Source organism: Streptomyces sp. G7(2002) (assembly GCF_028870195.1).
Classification (GTDB): domain Bacteria; phylum Actinomycetota; class Actinomycetes; order Streptomycetales; family Streptomycetaceae; genus Streptomyces; species Streptomyces nigrescens.
Genome location: NZ_CP102609.1, coordinates 2,453,547 through 2,468,306 on the forward strand (window position 1 = coordinate 2,453,547; position 14,760 = coordinate 2,468,306).

General features: G+C 69.3%; 12 protein-coding genes. 5 read left to right on the forward strand and 7 right to left on the reverse strand.

Annotated elements, in window-relative coordinates:
• Window positions 1–198 precede the first annotated feature (198 nt).
• The 3 genes from NUT86_RS09930 to NUT86_RS09940 form a co-directional block, all read right to left on the reverse strand.
• The gene (locus NUT86_RS09930; protein ID WP_026169319.1) at window positions 199–462 is read right to left on the reverse strand and encodes a hypothetical protein; all 264 of its coding nucleotides are present in this window, start codon (window positions 460–462) and stop codon (window positions 199–201) included.
• 270 nt (window positions 463–732) lie between these two features.
• Window positions 733–1,539 carry an SGNH/GDSL hydrolase family protein gene (locus NUT86_RS09935; RefSeq protein ID WP_018087875.1) on the reverse strand — a complete coding sequence of 269 codons (807 nt, stop codon included), beginning with the start codon at window positions 1,537–1,539 and terminating at the stop codon, window positions 733–735.
• A gap of 232 nt (window positions 1,540–1,771) precedes the next feature.
• On the reverse strand, window positions 1,772–2,482 hold the full coding sequence (locus NUT86_RS09940) for a YoaK family protein (RefSeq protein ID WP_018087876.1): 711 nt from the start codon (window positions 2,480–2,482) through the stop codon (window positions 1,772–1,774).
• Window positions 2,483–2,718: 236 nt separating this feature from the next.
• Between NUT86_RS09940 and NUT86_RS09945 the strand changes: the two genes are divergently transcribed.
• Window positions 2,719–3,831, forward strand: coding sequence for a DUF5925 domain-containing protein (locus tag NUT86_RS09945; protein ID WP_018087877.1), 1,113 nt, complete (start codon window positions 2,719–2,721; stop codon window positions 3,829–3,831).
• A 76-nt stretch (window positions 3,832–3,907) separates the two neighbouring features.
• On the opposite strand, the gene NUT86_RS09950 is transcribed toward NUT86_RS09945, so the two are convergent.
• Window positions 3,908–4,831 carry a GbsR/MarR family transcriptional regulator gene (locus tag NUT86_RS09950; protein ID WP_159490125.1) on the reverse strand — a complete coding sequence of 308 codons (924 nt, stop codon included), beginning with the start codon at window positions 4,829–4,831 and terminating at the stop codon, window positions 3,908–3,910.
• A gap of 191 nt (window positions 4,832–5,022) precedes the next feature.
• On the opposite strand from NUT86_RS09950, the gene NUT86_RS09955 reads away from it, so the two are divergent.
• Both NUT86_RS09955 and NUT86_RS09960 read left to right on the forward strand, forming a co-directional pair.
• The gene (locus NUT86_RS09955; RefSeq protein ID WP_274734723.1) at window positions 5,023–5,271 is read left to right on the forward strand and encodes a hypothetical protein; all 249 of its coding nucleotides are present in this window, start codon (window positions 5,023–5,025) and stop codon (window positions 5,269–5,271) included.
• Window positions 5,268–6,644, forward strand: a complete 1,377-nt coding sequence (locus NUT86_RS09960; RefSeq protein WP_274734724.1) for a serine hydrolase domain-containing protein — start codon at window positions 5,268–5,270, stop codon at window positions 6,642–6,644. Before NUT86_RS09955 ends, NUT86_RS09960 begins: the two co-directional genes overlap by 4 nt.
• Before the next feature lie 4 nt (window positions 6,645–6,648).
• Here NUT86_RS09960 and NUT86_RS09965 read toward each other — a convergent pair whose 3' ends face one another.
• The gene (locus NUT86_RS09965; RefSeq protein ID WP_274734725.1) at window positions 6,649–10,317 is read right to left on the reverse strand and encodes an NACHT domain-containing protein; all 3,669 of its coding nucleotides are present in this window, start codon (window positions 10,315–10,317) and stop codon (window positions 6,649–6,651) included.
• A gap of 195 nt (window positions 10,318–10,512) precedes the next feature.
• On the opposite strand from NUT86_RS09965, the gene NUT86_RS09970 reads away from it, so the two are divergent.
• The gene (locus tag NUT86_RS09970; protein ID WP_274734726.1) at window positions 10,513–10,680 is read left to right on the forward strand and encodes a hypothetical protein; all 168 of its coding nucleotides are present in this window, start codon (window positions 10,513–10,515) and stop codon (window positions 10,678–10,680) included.
• Between the two features lie 165 nt (window positions 10,681–10,845).
• The gene (locus tag NUT86_RS09975) at window positions 10,846–11,457 is read left to right on the forward strand and encodes a hypothetical protein (protein ID WP_229838450.1); all 612 of its coding nucleotides are present in this window, start codon (window positions 10,846–10,848) and stop codon (window positions 11,455–11,457) included.
• A gap of 66 nt (window positions 11,458–11,523) precedes the next feature.
• Here NUT86_RS09975 and NUT86_RS09980 read toward each other — a convergent pair whose 3' ends face one another.
• Window positions 11,524–12,129 (reverse strand): response regulator transcription factor, encoded by a 606-nt coding sequence (locus tag NUT86_RS09980; RefSeq protein WP_274734727.1) that lies wholly within the window; start codon window positions 12,127–12,129, stop codon window positions 11,524–11,526.
• Window positions 12,130–12,902: 773 nt separating this feature from the next.
• Window positions 12,903–14,717, reverse strand: a complete 1,815-nt coding sequence (locus NUT86_RS09985; RefSeq protein WP_274734728.1) for an ABC transporter ATP-binding protein — start codon at window positions 14,715–14,717, stop codon at window positions 12,903–12,905.
• Window positions 14,718–14,760: the final 43 nt, after the last annotated feature.

Consider the following 14,760-nt stretch of genomic DNA (forward strand, 5'->3'; position numbering starts at 1 on the left):
TGGTGGGGAGTGGTGCAACCGGCCGGGTGGGGACGGGGCCGGGCGAGGGTTCGAGCGGCTCACGGCATCTCCGGGGCGAGGAGTCCCGCCCCGGCGAGCACACCGGCGAACTGCCGGCGCTTCGGGCCTGATGAGCGATCGGACCGCAGTGCCGCGCCGGGACGGTGTGATCGCCCGAGATGCCGCTTGACAAACGGGTCAGCCGTGCCCGCCGAACAGCGAGCGCCGCAGCCTGCGCAGCGGTGCGAACAGCGACACCCTGGCGCCGCGGCCGTTCCTCGTACGCGAGTGATCGCGCGCGGTGAGCTCCTGCATCAGCGACGTCGCGCCCTCCACCTCACGCTGCGGGATGGCAGGGCCACCCAGCACCGCGAGATGGCGGTCGAGACGCGCACTGGATGCGACGCTCCCGCATTTGATGGCAGGGACTCGCGCCCTGCTACGCACTGTTATCTGTTCCATGACTCTCCCCACCCTATGAGGGCACCCGGCCCGGGCGGGGTAACCCTATCTCTCTTGGAGGACACGCGTGCAGACCGGTCACCGGATTCACCTGCCTCGCTCTGACGTTGACGCACACCATACGGAATGTCACCTACAAGGGCCGGAGCAGGGCGAGTTGAGCAACCGTCGGACGTCTGCGCGGGCGGCGCGGGGTGCCTGACGGGCCGCCGGAACGCCCGGGGAGAGACCGGGATCACGGCCTCTCCCCGGCGCCCGGACGACGGGTCGTCACGCAGCGGAGGCGAACACCGGCAGATAGCCGCCGGACTGGCCTGCGGCGGTGGGGTGGTAGGACTCCAGGACGGGGAAGGTCACGCTGTGCAGCCAGGCGCTGCCGGAGCACAGCTCATGGCCGGAAAAGGTGGCGTTGACATCGGCGAAGGTGAAGCCGTGGTCGGCGGCCCGTTTGGCGGTGACGCCGTTGATGTCGTCGGCGGCGGCGTTGATCGCGGCACGGGACTTCTCGGAGAGACCGGCGATACAGGTTCCCCTGAGCTTGTAGAAGCGCGGATAGCCCAGGACCACCACCCGCGCGGCAGGGGCCTTCTGGGAGATGGCGTTGTACACCCCGTCGAGCCGGCCGGGCAGGGTGTTGGCGATGTAGGTCCTGGCCTGGGCGACCCGGGCCAGACAGGCGCTCTCGCCCTGGAGTGCACAGGTCGTCATGGTGTCGGCGAATCCGGCGTCATTGCCGCCGATCGAGATGCTCACCAGGCCGGTGGAGCTGTTGAGAGGCCCGAGTTGACTGCTGAGAACATCACCCGTTCGGGCGCCCGAACAGGCGGTGAACTGGAAGGACGAGGGGGAGTGCGCGGCGGCCCAGAGGGCTGGGTAGGCCTTGGTGCTGCGCTTGCAGGAGCCGCTGGCGCTGTCGTAGCTGCCGGCTCCGACGCCGGAGGAGTAGGAGTCGCCGAGTGCCACATAACCGGTGGCGGTGGGGAGTTGGGCGGACGCGGCGGCGCTCGCGCCGGTGAGCGCGAGCGCCGTGGTGACGAAGAAGGCGGACGTCAAGGCCGCGAATCGGGACAGTCTCATGGAACCTCCCTTAGCAGGAGCTCTGCCACATCTGTCGTAGCAAGACTCACCGCAAGCCGGAAGTGTCCATGCCAAATGTTGTCTGCGGTTCACGGCAAATCTGCCGATCCGGGGGGATGTTCACCGCCATGTCATTGCCTTGCGGCTGGCGCCGAGGACGGCCCGGGAGGCATCCCGATGTCTGCGTCCGTACCCGCGCCGCATTTTGACGGACCCTCGCCCCCTTGCGCGGTCAGTCCTCGGTGTGGTGCCGACGGCGGGCGAGACCGGGCACGAGAAAGGCGGTGGCCGCGACGAAGACGGCCACCAGCAGGAGCACCAGCGTCGGACGGGTCCCCAGACCGAGCAGCCCGGCCCCGAGGAGACCGCCGGCGAACATCGAGGTGACCGAGAGCAGCCGGCGGCCCGCGGCATGGCTGCCGTACCCCAGCCGCCGGTCGCGCCCCACCGGCGACCCGCTGACCAGGGCCGTCATCGCCCGGGTCTCCACGGTCGTGGTGAGGTCGGGCGGGGCGGCCCGCATCGCGGTGACATTGCGCATGCCCATCGCCACCGCCATCAGCCCGATGACGACATCGCGCCGGACCGCCGGCAGCCCCGGGGACGGCCCCGACTCCCACGCCACCGCCGCGGCGGCGAACAGCAGCGCCGCCTCCGTGGCCAGCGCCGCCGGGAACCACTGGTACGCCCGTGCGGCCAGGGTCGACTCCATCCGCGCCCCGAAGACCGCGCCCAGCACGAAGGCGCCGAGCGAAACCGCCGTCGTCACCACCGGGAGCCCGCCCTGCCCGGCGATACCGAAGCCGAGAAAGAGCAGATTGCCGGTCTGGGTGGCGGTGAAGACCTGACCGAGCGCCAGAAAGCTGACGGCATCGAGCATCCCGGTGACCACGGTCAGGCCGACCATGACCACCGTCAGGGGGGTTCCGCTCGGCGGCTCCAACGGACGCGGCTCCTTCCGGCGGTCACCCCACCACGCGGCGCGTCGTCCCAGTCTCCGGACGGCCCGCCCGCCGGACCGTCATTGCGCCGTCTGTGGGCGGCCCGTCACCACCGCGCCCCGGCCCGGCCGTACGGGGCCCCGGTCTTCCGCCCCCGCGCCCACCGCGGCGCCCGGTCGCGGGGAAACGCCGGGATAATCCGTGTACGTGGTGGCCCGCCGTGACGGATCATGGCGGCATGTGTGCCGATCACGTCCAGCCGTCCGCCGCCGAGGAGTCCGTTCCGCTCCGGCTGACCATGGACGACAGCGATTCGCCCGCCGATGTCGTCGATGCGCTCTTCCTGGGCCGGTTCGCCAAGGGAGAGCAGCCGTTTGCCCGCAGCCGGTCCGTCGACCGGGTGCGGCCGGGGCTCACCCTGCTGCCGCCCGGCGCCCGGGTCCTGCGCGCGGCGAAGGACGAGGACCGCAGCGCCACCCTCGCCGAGGGCGACGGTTTCACCCTGCTGGTCTCCCGCTGGAACCGCGGCGCCGATGTGACGGTCACCGCCGTCACCGACGAGCTGGCCGAGAAGGTGCTGGGACAGGCCGCGGACGGGGCGGAGGACGAGCCCGAGCCACAGCCCGAGAACGTCCCGATGGGCTTCTGGTACTTCTCGCCGCGCCGCGGCCCGCACCGGACCTCCCGGCAGATCTCGGCGGGCACCTGGGAGGAGATCCGCCCCAACTACACGGCGCCGGTGGCCGATGCGATGGACCGGCTGATGAAGGTGGCGCCCGAGGAGATCTCCGGCCGGCTGCTGTTGCTGCACGGCCCGCCCGGTACGGGCAAGACCTCCGCGCTGCGCACCCTGGCCCGCTCCTGGCGCGACTGGTGCCAGGTGGACTGCGTCCTGGACCCGGAGCGGCTGTTCAACGACGTCGGCTATCTGATGGACATCGCGATCGGCGAGGACGACAGCACCGGCAAGGGCCGCTGGCGGCTGCTGCTCCTGGAGGACTGCGACGAGCTGATCCGCGGCGAGGCCAAGCACGCCGCGGGGCAGGCGTTGTCCCGGCTGCTCAATCTGACGGACGGTCTGCTGGGCCAGGGCCGCAACGTCCTGGTCGGGGTGACCACCAACGAGGACCTGGAGCGGATGCACCCGGCGGTGGTCCGCCCCGGCCGCTGTCTGGCCCGTATCGAGGTCGGCCCGCTGACCCGCACCGAAGCGGCACACTGGCTGGGCACGGACCAGGGCATCGGCCGCGACGGCGCCACACTCGCCGAACTGTACGCACTGCGCCGCGGCACCCGCCCCGCCTCGGTCCCGGCCCAGGACTCGGGCGCCGACGCGGGGCTCTACCTGTAGAGGCTGCCGCCGGTCCGTCCCGTACTTCACCGGCTTCCCGCTTTCCCGCTCATCGGCATCGAGTCGTTGGCGCGGCTTACCGGTCGAGTGCTTCGCGTTGCGCTGGGGTGAGGCGGTCCGGTCTCGTGGTGACGGTGTATGTCCGGGGCCCGACGGTCCTCAGGGCGAGGGGATCGGCGATGGCCGGCTGCCGCTGGATCGCGTCCAGGGCGGCGGTGACGCGGTCCCGGGGCCAGTCGAGCGCGGTGGCCAGTGCGCCCCGGGTGAGCGGGCGGTCGGCGTGCACGAGGGCGGCGAGCACGGTCAGCGCGTCGTACACGGCGGTTTCGGCGAGGGCGCTGCCGCTCATCTGCTCGCTGAGCCGGGCGAAGAACCGGCCCATCGTGCCGAGTCGGGCACCGGCGGTCGTCCCGGCGCCGAAGATCTCGATGCCCCGCTGTGCGGCATCCGCGATGTCGGCATGTGCGCTGGTGTCGGCCTGCCACGCCCGGAGCCAGGCGTCGTCGTCGATGACGTACCGCTCGCGGCGCCCGCCGGGATCCGGTCGACGCCTCATCAGTTCCATCGCCTCCAGGTAGCCGATGGACTTGGACACCGACGCGGGACTGACGCGCAGCCGTCGCACCAGGTCGGCTGCCGTCAGGCCCTCGGCGTCGGCGGTGAGCAGGCACACGAACACCCGTGAGGTCATACGAGGCAGGCCGGTCGCGGCCAGCAGCGTCGCGAACCGGTCCACGAAGTCGCGCACCGCCTGGGCCGGCTGCTCGTCCGTCGCCGGCTCGGCGGGCCGGGCCGGCTTGCGGCGGCGGGCACGGTGGCTGGAGGCCTGCTGGGCGTGGTCGGCCAGATAGTGGGCGGATGCGCCGTTGTGTGCGACCTCGCGACTGATCGTGGACGTCGGCCGGCCGAGCCGTCGGCCGATCTCGGCGTACCCGAGCCCTTCGGCCAGCCACGCCGCGATGCGTCGGCGGTCCTCGTAGGTCAGCCTGCCTCCTGGCACCGATGCCACTCCTCTCCTTGCGTTCAGCGACAGTACATTGCAACGACCCGATGGAGGAAGTTGCATTCATTCGCAATCCTGTTGCAACGATCCAGGTTTTAGCGGGCATTTGCACGCCCATTTCGTTGACGCTCCCTAAAACGCAACGTAGCTTTTCTGCATCCGGAAAGAGAGGACCCAAGATGTACGTGATGGTCGTGTCGACAGTCTCGGACGACGGCAAGTTCTGGAGCGGGCTGAAGAAGGCACACGCCCAACTCCCCAAGGGCGCCACGTGGAAGCTGGCGGTCGCCAGCCGGGACGGAGCCAAGGCGGTGAACATCCTCACCCACGACTCCCTTGAGGGTGTCCGGGACTTCTTCGAGGCACACGCCGGTGCCTACGCCACGACGGAGTACTTCGAAGCGGACGCCGCGAACGCGATCGGTCTCCCGCGATGACGCTCGACATACCGCGGATCCGGGCCCGGGTCGCCGGACTCCTGGCGGAGTACGCCATTCCGAGCGCCGCGATCGGTGTGCTCCACGACGGAGAGCTCACCGAATTCGCGGTCGGCGTCAGGAACGTGGAAACGCGGGAACCCGCGACAACGGACACCGTCTACCAATGCGGCTCGATGACCAAGACGTGGACCGCACTGGCCTTCATGCAACTCGTCGACGAAGGAAAAGTCGGCCTCGACGAACCGGTGCGAACGTATCTGCCCGGCTTCGCGGTGGCCGATCCCGAGGCAAGCGCAAAGGTCACCCCTCGTCACCTGCTCTACCACACCAACGGTATCGAGGAAGCGTATGGCGACCCTGGCGAAGACGAGGACGTCTATGCGCGCATGGTCGAGAACATCGCCCACGCACCTCAGGTCTTCCCGCCGGGCCACACCCATGGCTACAGCGCGGCGCTGGGCTACGCCATTCTCGCGCGGATCCTGGAGGTGCACGACGGCGCGTACTGGGACGACATCATGCGGCACCGCCTCTTCGACCCCATGGGCCTGACCAGCACGAACAGCTGGCACGAGCAGGTGGACGAAGCCCGGGCGGCGACCGGGCACCTGATCCGTTCCCTGGAAGAGGGGCCCCTCGTCACACCGGTGCGCCACCTGCCACGCGCATTCGGCCCCGGCGGAAACCTCACCTCGACCTCCCGGGAGGTGCTCGCCATGGCGCACGTTTTCCTCAACAAAGGCACGGCGCCAAATGGAAAGCGCATCGTCTCTGCCGAAAGCATTCAAGAGATGCTGAATTCGCGGGTGCCCGTACCGGATCCGTACATGTTCGGGCCGGCATGGGCACTCGGCCTGATCGTATGTGACTGGCAGGGCGAAACCGTCTACGCGACCGACGGCAGTACGGTCGGCCAGAACGCCCGGCTTCGGATCCTGCCGGACTCGAACACCGCCCTTGCACTGCTGACCAACGGCGGACCGCGGGAGAGCTTCTCCCACGCGGTGTTCAACGAGATCCTGACCGATCTGGGCATGGCGACCGTCCCGGACCTGCCTGCACCGGACACGACGTTGAACCTCGACCTGTCCCGGTACGAGGGCGTCTACGGGCGCCCCGGCGCACGGTACGAGGTGGCGGCCGACGACGGAAAGCTGTACCTGACCCTGTTCCTCGACCCGATGCAGGCAGCGTTCCTCCACAAGCCGGACCGCATCAGATATGAGCTGCTCCCGGTGAGCGAGACCCATTTCCTGATGCCACCGGCGGATCCGTTGGAGGACACCCAGACGGTCGCGCTCTACGACTTCACGAACGGCAGCGCCCAGTACCTCCATACCAACTGCCGGGTGCACCCACGGCAAAGGTGACCAATCAGCCCGACGACGGCCGGCGTCCGTCTTCGGAGACGCCCCGCCACACCCGTTCGATACTGCCCAGCGCCGTGCGGAGCGCGGTGTCCCGCACTCTGTCCCGCAGCGAGTCGACGTCGGTGGCGCGCAGTCGCCCCAGCCCCTCGATTCCCAAGGACAGCAGCATCGGTTCGGCGTGCTCGGCCAGCCAGTCGTCCCGGCCGAGCTCACGGGCCAGCCTGAGCAGTCCGATGACGACTTCCGGCGATCGTTCAGCGACGGGTATCCGCTCCAGGACGGCGAACCCGTCGTCCAGCGCTTCCCTTCCCGGTGCGTGCCCCGTGCGGTGCCAGATGTGCGTGCTCCCGGCTTCGCGGAGGAGGCTCAGCAACCGCAGCTGAGGGGCTTCCTCATTCTCCAGGGCGAACACCGTGCATGTGCCGAGGCGGCCGGCCAGCTTCCCCAGTTCGTCCTGCGGTACGGCCGCGCGCCCCACCTGGTCCTGTACACATCCCAGCAGGGCGATCCAGGTCTGCGCGGGAACCTGACTCGTATCGGCGAACCGTGGCTGGGTCAGTCCGTGAAGGATCTGCACCACGGTGTCTCCCGGCAGACGAGCCGCATCGTGCACCAGATGCCGCGCGAGGACGTCCACGACCGGCGCGCAGTCCTCGAACGGCAGGTACGGCAGAACCGACAGGACGTCGTGGTAGCGGCGGTCCCAGTCGTCCGGGTGCCCGGGGTCTCGGCACATCAGGGAGACCAGCGCATGCGCAGCCGACAACCCGCTCTGGTCGTCATGGATACGGTAGGTGCGCATCGAGTCGGGCAGCCTGTGCAGCAGCGGGGAGAGCGCGTGCAGCAGCTGTTGCCCGTCCGTCTCGCACAGGAAGGACATCCGCCGGATCAGATCGGCCGCGTCCACTCCCTTGGTGTCGTGGTAAGCGGTCGGGCCCCATGACGGCATCCGCAGTGACCAGGCCAGATCGCTCGTCCCGGGCGCCACCTCCCGGGTGCCGATCCGCAGGTCCCACGTCCTGTCGAGGCGCCCGTCCAGGGTGCGGCGTTCCAGCGAGAGCGTCCGGGTGAACGCTTCCCAGGACGCCTCGCTGAACTGCGACCGCCAAAGCTGCGCACAGCGCCACCAGCGGTCGACCGGGTCCCCCTCCTCGAAGAACTCCGAGGCGTTCACACCGTCTTCGGCAAGGACGGCGAGCAGGAGGAGATTGGCGCTGTACACGGCGTCCCGCTCGGTCCGGTTCCGGGTGACGGGGCGGTACGGAACGTCCTTGCGGTGATCGCTCCCCCAGTGGGCCCGCCGGAACAGCTCCCGCAGCAACACCGTCAGCGAGGCACGCTGCTCCGTCTCGATGAGCGACAACCGCTCTCCCGCGATACGGACGACTTCCGCGCGATCGGTGAGCGGGACGCAGGACAGCAGGGCGTGGAGCCGCCCGTCGTCGGCCTGTGACCAGCCTTGGTCGTCGCCTTCACCGAGCGTGCGACGCAATTCGTCACCTATGAGCCGGACCACCAGATACTCGCCGAAAGTGGCGTGCAGGAACTCGTACGACCTCAACTCCCCTTCCGTGACCACCGCCTGCGCCTCGTGCACGAAGAAGAAGCGGCCGAACAGCAGAGGAGAGCTGCCCTCACCGCGCAGCGCCGCGAGATCCGCGTCGGCCTCGCGCGCCATGATGCTCTGGCCGCGTCGGTTGAACATCCCGATCGCGATCACCCCGAGACGATGGAGCTCCTGTTCCACCGCGTCGGCCTCGGCCGCCCTCGGCAGTGGGCCCCGGTGTTTGACGACCTGGCGGCGCACGAACTCCACCAGGAGCCGTTCGTACAGCTCCACCCGCTCGATGCCCTGCCCGCCGAGCCGGCGCAGTGGATTGCCCACCGCGTCGTACAGCGCCAGCATGAGCAGCAGCAAGGGCTGGCTCGCGAGTTCCCGGTGGGGGCGCACCACGTCCTGAGTGAGCGGCTCAAGCCCCTCGGCGAGGAAGTGGCGCCGGTTCGTGACGGCCCAGATCTCCAGCCAGTCGGCGATCTGATCGTCGTCGAAGGGCTCCAGCCGGATGACCGTGCTCGCCGTGGGTGTGAAGACCTGGTCGGCGACCACGGTGCGGCTCGTCACGACGATGGCGGTGGGGCGCCCCAGCTCGGTCTCTCTCTGCTGGAACCGTTCGATGCTCTTGAGGTAGTCCCACCGTCGCCGCATATCGAGCCGCTCCGCTCCGGCCTGGAGCAGTTCGTCGAAGCCGTCGAGCAGCACGACGCGGACGGCCCCGGAGGCCGGGTCCACCGCGTCCGGCCACTCGGTCCGGCGCCCGGTCGCACGGAACAGTGCTTCCTCCATCTGCCCCTGGACGTCCATGTCGGCCGGGACATGCCGCAGTTCCACCCGGAGGCAGAAGAACTCCGTTTCCGGAAGGCGTGCTTCGATCAGCTTGGTCAGCAGTGACTTTCCGGCCCCCGGGTGGCCGAGGACCAGCAGGGGCGCGCGCGTTGCCCGGTCGGTCAGCAGATGAGCCGCCAGAAAGACCTCGATGTCGTCCCGGAGCGGCTGCCGCTGCCACCACTCATCACTCGACAGCTCCCAGTCGACCGGGTGCGCGGCGACGCGGAAGTGGGGGTTCACATAGCCGGCGGCCAGCGTGGGGATCGCCGGTCCTGATCCCTCGGCCGACGCGATGGGGGCCCGCAGCCGCTCACGCCGCCCGGCCGGGGCGGTGCAGCCGTGCGCGAACTCTTCGAGCAGCAGGCCCAGTCGGTGGAGCCCGACGCCGCCGGCGCCCGTGCGCGGCTGCCCGTCCTCCCGGTCCACGTCGTACGTCTCGGAAGTGAGCCGGAGTTCCGGGCAGTCCCAGGTGGCCGAGGAGAGCAGCTGCTCGTACCGCCGCTTCGCCTGCTGGATGAGGTCGTGCGGCGGATGCCCGTGGGCGTTGCCCAGGCCGTGCACGATCTCGGTCGCGGAGCTGTAGGCGGCGGATATCTCCTCCCTGAGCTCCGCGGTGTCCCGGACCCGGGCCGACCCGAGATCGATCCGCCCCAGTTCCTGGAGCACCTCCGTCGTGATGTCGCCCGCGCCCTGGCTGAGTTGGGTGCTGTGGCCGATCCCCGAACCGGCGACGGCGTCGCAGAAGGCCGTCACGAGCAGGACCACGTCCGCCGCGCACAGCAGCGCGGTCCTGGTCGTACCGTGGCCGGCCCGCACCCGGGCGCCGAACCCGTCCATCAGGCCGCGCAGCTCGACCGCCGCCCCGCCGTTCAGTTGCAACGGCTCCAGCAGCTCGTCGGCGAGCCCGTCGAAGCCGTCCCGGCCGCCGATGAGGACGTCAACGGCGCCGGCGAAGTCGAAGGCGACCGATTCCACCCGCGGCCGGGGCTTCTCCGCACGCGGCTCGGGACGCTGCCGCCGCGCCTCCGCGGTGTCCTCCAGCTCCGCGAGGCGGGTGCGCCACCATGCCGGGTCCAGGGACAGCCCCGGCGGTGGATGTCCCTCCACGCGGGCGCGGCAGTGGCTGACGATCAGCAGGACATCATCCAGCGAAGGCGGGGTGGCGCGCCGCCCGTTGAGCAGTTCGGAGACCGTCGCGTTACTGCGGTGGAGCGCTCTGGCGAGTTCGGTCTGCTGGACGTCACAGCCACGCACGAGACGCCGGAGCACGCTGCAGAAGTCCGCCACGGCACCCGATGGTTCGCTCGCCAAGAAGCCCTCCGAATTTCGTGCGGTTTCGGCTCGATACCCAGCAGCGTATGACCTGACCTGCACCAACTGCTGTGCACTTCGGAGTTGTTCGGTGAAACGCCGACGGGAACGGCCGACGGCCCAGAGTCGGGGCACGCCACAACGGCCACCGCACAGCCCAGAGGAGATGCCATGTCCTGGCCCACGTCCGACTCGGCGAGCTCAGTGCTCGCACTGATCATTCTGGCAGTGTTCGCCGGGGTGGTGCTCCCTGCGGTCTGGTCGTCCCGGCCGAGCCGCCGCCGGGCGGCCGCGGCGGTGCTCGCCCAGCTCCTCTCCGCCCTGCGCCGCCGCCGCTGAAGGCTTCCGGCCATGCGCACTACCGTGGCATGTTCCACGGCATCGCCCGCACGGTGAGCTTCCGCAACCCTCTTCCGCCGCAGCCGCGCGAGCAGATGCCGGAGGCCAGGGAAGTGGCGGCCGCGCGCAAGGTGTCCGGCCGATCGGAGAAGGGTGATGACGGAAGTGACGTCCCCAGTGCACTACAAGACGGCCTGGGAGGACCCGGGCACCCGCCGGGCATGGCGCCGTACCGCGATGTTCCGGTGTGCCGCCGCGCTGGGCTGTGTACCGGCTTTCTTCGCCTGGCTGTTCGCGGTCGTCATGACGCCGGTCTGGCTGCTGGTGCTGTGGATGCCGGTGCTGTTCGTCGGCATCTGGTACGCCCTGCTCGCGGTGGCCGGGGCCGCCTCACTGACCGGAATACGTCGGGTGCTGCGCGTTTATCCATGGCAAGCGGGCCTCGCCGAGGTCAGGTCGAAGAAGAACGGCAGCACCCAGTTCCTCGTGCCGGACCCGGAGCGCCCGGAGAAGACCGTGGGCCTGGAGTACGGCGGGGGCATCGGGACGGGGCGGCACTTCTGGGTGCGCGCGGTGAAGTCCGGGCAGGTCACGGCGGCGTGGTTCGCCGGCGATCCCCGCTACGTCGGCGTCGTGGCGACTCCCGGGCCGCGGAACCTCCTGCGGGTCGCCCAACGGGAGGCGACGGACTGGAGGATGTCCCCCCGCAAGCGGGGTGTCAGCCCCGACGCACGGGCGCGGGCGCGGGCCGCCGGGGCACGGGTCGGGGAGAACTGACACGGGGCAGCCCCACCGGCCAGGAACCCCACGGGGCTTGATGCCGTCGCACCGGCTCGCGGCCCCTCAGGAGGAATCGTCAAGCAGCCTCCAACGGGCTGCCGTGGCGATCGCCTCGCTGCGGTTGCCGGCGCCGAGCTTGAAGTAGATACCCCGCGCCAACCGGTACATCTGCCTCTCCGAGTAGCCCAACGTGGCGGCCATGTCGGCGATGGGGCGCCCGGAGGCGAGCTGACGTAGCACGTCGGTCTCCGACTGACTGAGGGTCAGCCCGCTCGGGGCGGCAGGTGAAGCGTCGACCAGTGTCCGCAGCAAGGAGACGGGCACGCGCGTCTCTCCCCACCGCGCGAGACGAAGGGCCTCGGCGATGTCGTCGAAGTCGGCGTCCTGAGGGGCAACTCCATGCGCTCCCGCACCGATCACGTCCCGGCAGTTGTCGACAGTGAGACCGTCCACCAGCGCGATGACCAGCCCCTGCCCGGACTGCCGTACCCGGGTGAGAAGTGAGGTATCCGGCGTGGGGGTGTGCAGCAGGCAGACATCCCATTCGGCCTGTTCCGCGGCTTCGGCCGTTTCTCCTTCGCAGGCATCGAACCCCAGCTCTTTGAGTCCGAGCACCAGGCCGTACCGATAGGCCGGTGCGCCGTGAATGACGAGAACGGAATCACTCAAGGGGTCAGCTCTCCCGGATGAGTCGGAAACCGGACCCTCGGTCAAGGGGGATCGCTCGCCGGGTCGGTGAACGGCCGAACTCGCAGTCGGCCAGGAACTACTGGGGACTGGTCAAGCGCCGTACGGCAAAAGGCCTGAGGAAAAGCAGGGCGCCAGGACGGCGCAACTGCTCAGCGCGATCGGCGAGCGGTGGAGGGTGGTGGTCCGGCGATGTGCAAGGCCTGTTTCACAGCTCAACTGAGCGTTCGTGAACCACCCGAGCCACAGTCTGGTGTACTCGTGGGCCGGCCGGGCGAATCAGCCGCCGGAGGAGTGGGCCGACAGCGGGCAGCGGCCCAGGTGAGTAATTCACCGTCATTTCGTCCACAGACGCCGGCAACGAGGAAACCCCGGCGGGACACCGGCCCCTTACCAACCCGGTACGGAATAAACCGGTATCGTCCACGATTCAATACCCCCGTCCTGGTCACCAAAGACTCTTTGCTACTGCATGGTATTCGCGATAACGGCAGCGTGTCGAACAGTTCGCCGTATGATCCAGCCATTCTGAGGTGTCTCACATGGCGTACGGGAGTCTCTTGGAGCAGGTCATGGCTTCGGCGCGGCCGGGGACGGCAAGGGAGCAGTGGCCCTTTCGTCGTCCGGACGGTGAGCCGGCGGTGGCCGGACCGTCAGGAGCCCGGCTGCCCGGTGCTCCAGCGGTGCCGGCCGAGCCGCCCGCGTGGCGAGAGCCTCCTCTCTGGCCCGCAGGGAGTGGTTTCGCGGTAACACCGCTAGTCGAACGCGAAAGCGCGCCTTGCGGTGATCTCCTCAGGTGTCCCGGTGTCGGTGACCCGGCCGTTGTCGAGGGCGATGACGGTGTCAGCAGCGCGGATGGTGGAGGCGCGGTGCGCAATCACCAGGAGGGTGCACTCGCGTGAGATCTGCGCGATGGCGCGGGTGAGGGCTTCCTCGTTGGCGGCGTCGAGTTGTGAAGTCGGCTCGTCGAGCAGCAGCAGACTCGGCTGGGGCAGCAGTGCGCGGGCGATCGCGATGCGCTGCCGCTCGCCGCCCGACAGCATGTCACCGTGCTCTCCGACCGCGGTATCGAGTCCTTCCGGGAGCCGCCGCACCAGGTCGTTGAGGCTGGCGAGTTCGACGACTCGCTGGATCTGCTCGTCGGTTGCCTCCGGGCAGGCGTAGGTGATGTTGTCGCGGAGTGTGCCGTGCATGACGGGGGCGGTCTGCTCGACCAGACTCATCTTGGAGCGGCATTCGTCGATGCTCATCTGACGCGTGATGTCGATTCCGTCGAGCAGGATCTGCCCCTCGTCGGCGTCGTAGAACCGGGCGAGCAACGCGAACAGAGTGGATTTGCCTGCCCCGGAAGGGCCGACGAGTGCCACATGGGTGTGGCGCGGCGCGGTGAACGAAACCTGCCGCAGCACGGGGCGGTCTGCGTCGTAGCTGAAGGTGACGTCGCGGAACTCCACGGCCGGTGTGGTTCCCTCCGCCGTGGGCACCGCGGCGGGCCCGGCCGCCGGAGCGGTGGCCGGAGTGCTGTCGGCCTCGCCGGGCAGCTGGGTGACTTCCTCGATGCGCTGCAACGCGGCGAGCCCTCGCTGCACCGTCGCCATGACGTCGAACATGTTGGCAATCGGCGCCGAGATGTAGGTGATGTAGAGCAGGAACCCGACGAGGTCTGCCAGGGATCCTTCTCCACTGGCGACGCGGATACCGCCGATGACCAGGACCACCATCATGGAGCCGTGCATCGCCAGTGTCATCATCGGCCCGATGACGGCGTCACGTTTGGCGGCCTGAAGGTTCTGCTGATAAGCCTGCCGCGCGAGTTGGCCGATCCGTTCCCTCTCCCGGTCCTCGGCGCGCATGACGCGGACGGTGCGGATCGCCGACAGTGCTCGTTCCAGGTCGGCCGACATACCACCGAGGCTGTCCTGAGCGTCCTCAACTGCCTTGCGGATCCCGGCCAGCAGCAGCAGGGTGAGTCCGCCGATCACGCCGACGATGGCCAGCACGATGAGGAACAGCGCGGCATCCAGCCAGACCATCATGGCGACGCCACCGACGACGACGAACAGGCCGACGACGACCTCCGACAGGTCGTAGGCCAGCGAGTCACGCAGCATGGTGGTGTCGCTGGTGGTGCGGGACAGCGAGTCCCCGAGCCGCTGGGATTCGTAGCGCCGCATCGGCAGCCTCAGCAGCTTGTCGATGATCCGCAGCCGGAGCCCCAGCACCAGCCCCTCGCTGGACCGTTCGAGGGAGTAGGAGGCGACCCCGGCGACGACGGCTTCGACGACGAACAGCACCCCCAGCAGCACGGCCAGGGTCAGATAGGGGCGGCCACCGGAGAACTCCTGGATCGTCTTGGTCGCCAGCATCGGCTGTGCCAGGCCCAGCCCCGCGGCGATCAGCGAGAACACCAGGGCGACGGCGATCGCCTTGCGGTGTCCGCGTGTGACGCGTAACAGGTCTCGCAGACCGACCCGCAACGGCTCTTCCGGTTCGTCCGCCGGCTCGGTGTCCAGAGCGTCGTCGGAGTCCAGGGCATCGCTTCTGCGCGCTGGTCGCAAGCTGGTGAACACGGAAAGCTCTCTCCTCGGAGGGACATCTTCAGCAGGGGTAAAA

Bases quoted from the DNA above. Each gene is read 5' to 3' on its own strand.
- NUT86_RS09930 (WP_026169319.1), bottom strand. From the start codon at position 462: ATGGAACAGATAACAGTGCGTAGCAGGGCGCGAGTCCCTGCCATCAAA.
- NUT86_RS09945 (WP_018087877.1), top strand. From the start codon at position 2,719: ATGTGTGCCGATCACGTCCAGCCGTCCGCCGCCGAGGAGTCCGTTCCG.
- NUT86_RS09955 (WP_274734723.1), top strand. From the start codon at position 5,023: ATGGTCGTGTCGACAGTCTCGGACGACGGCAAGTTCTGGAGCGGGCTG.
- NUT86_RS09960 (WP_274734724.1), top strand. From the start codon at position 5,268: ATGACGCTCGACATACCGCGGATCCGGGCCCGGGTCGCCGGACTCCTG.
- NUT86_RS09935 (WP_018087875.1), bottom strand. From the start codon at position 1,539: ATGAGACTGTCCCGATTCGCGGCCTTGACGTCCGCCTTCTTCGTCACC.
- NUT86_RS09970 (WP_274734726.1), top strand. From the start codon at position 10,513: ATGTCCTGGCCCACGTCCGACTCGGCGAGCTCAGTGCTCGCACTGATC.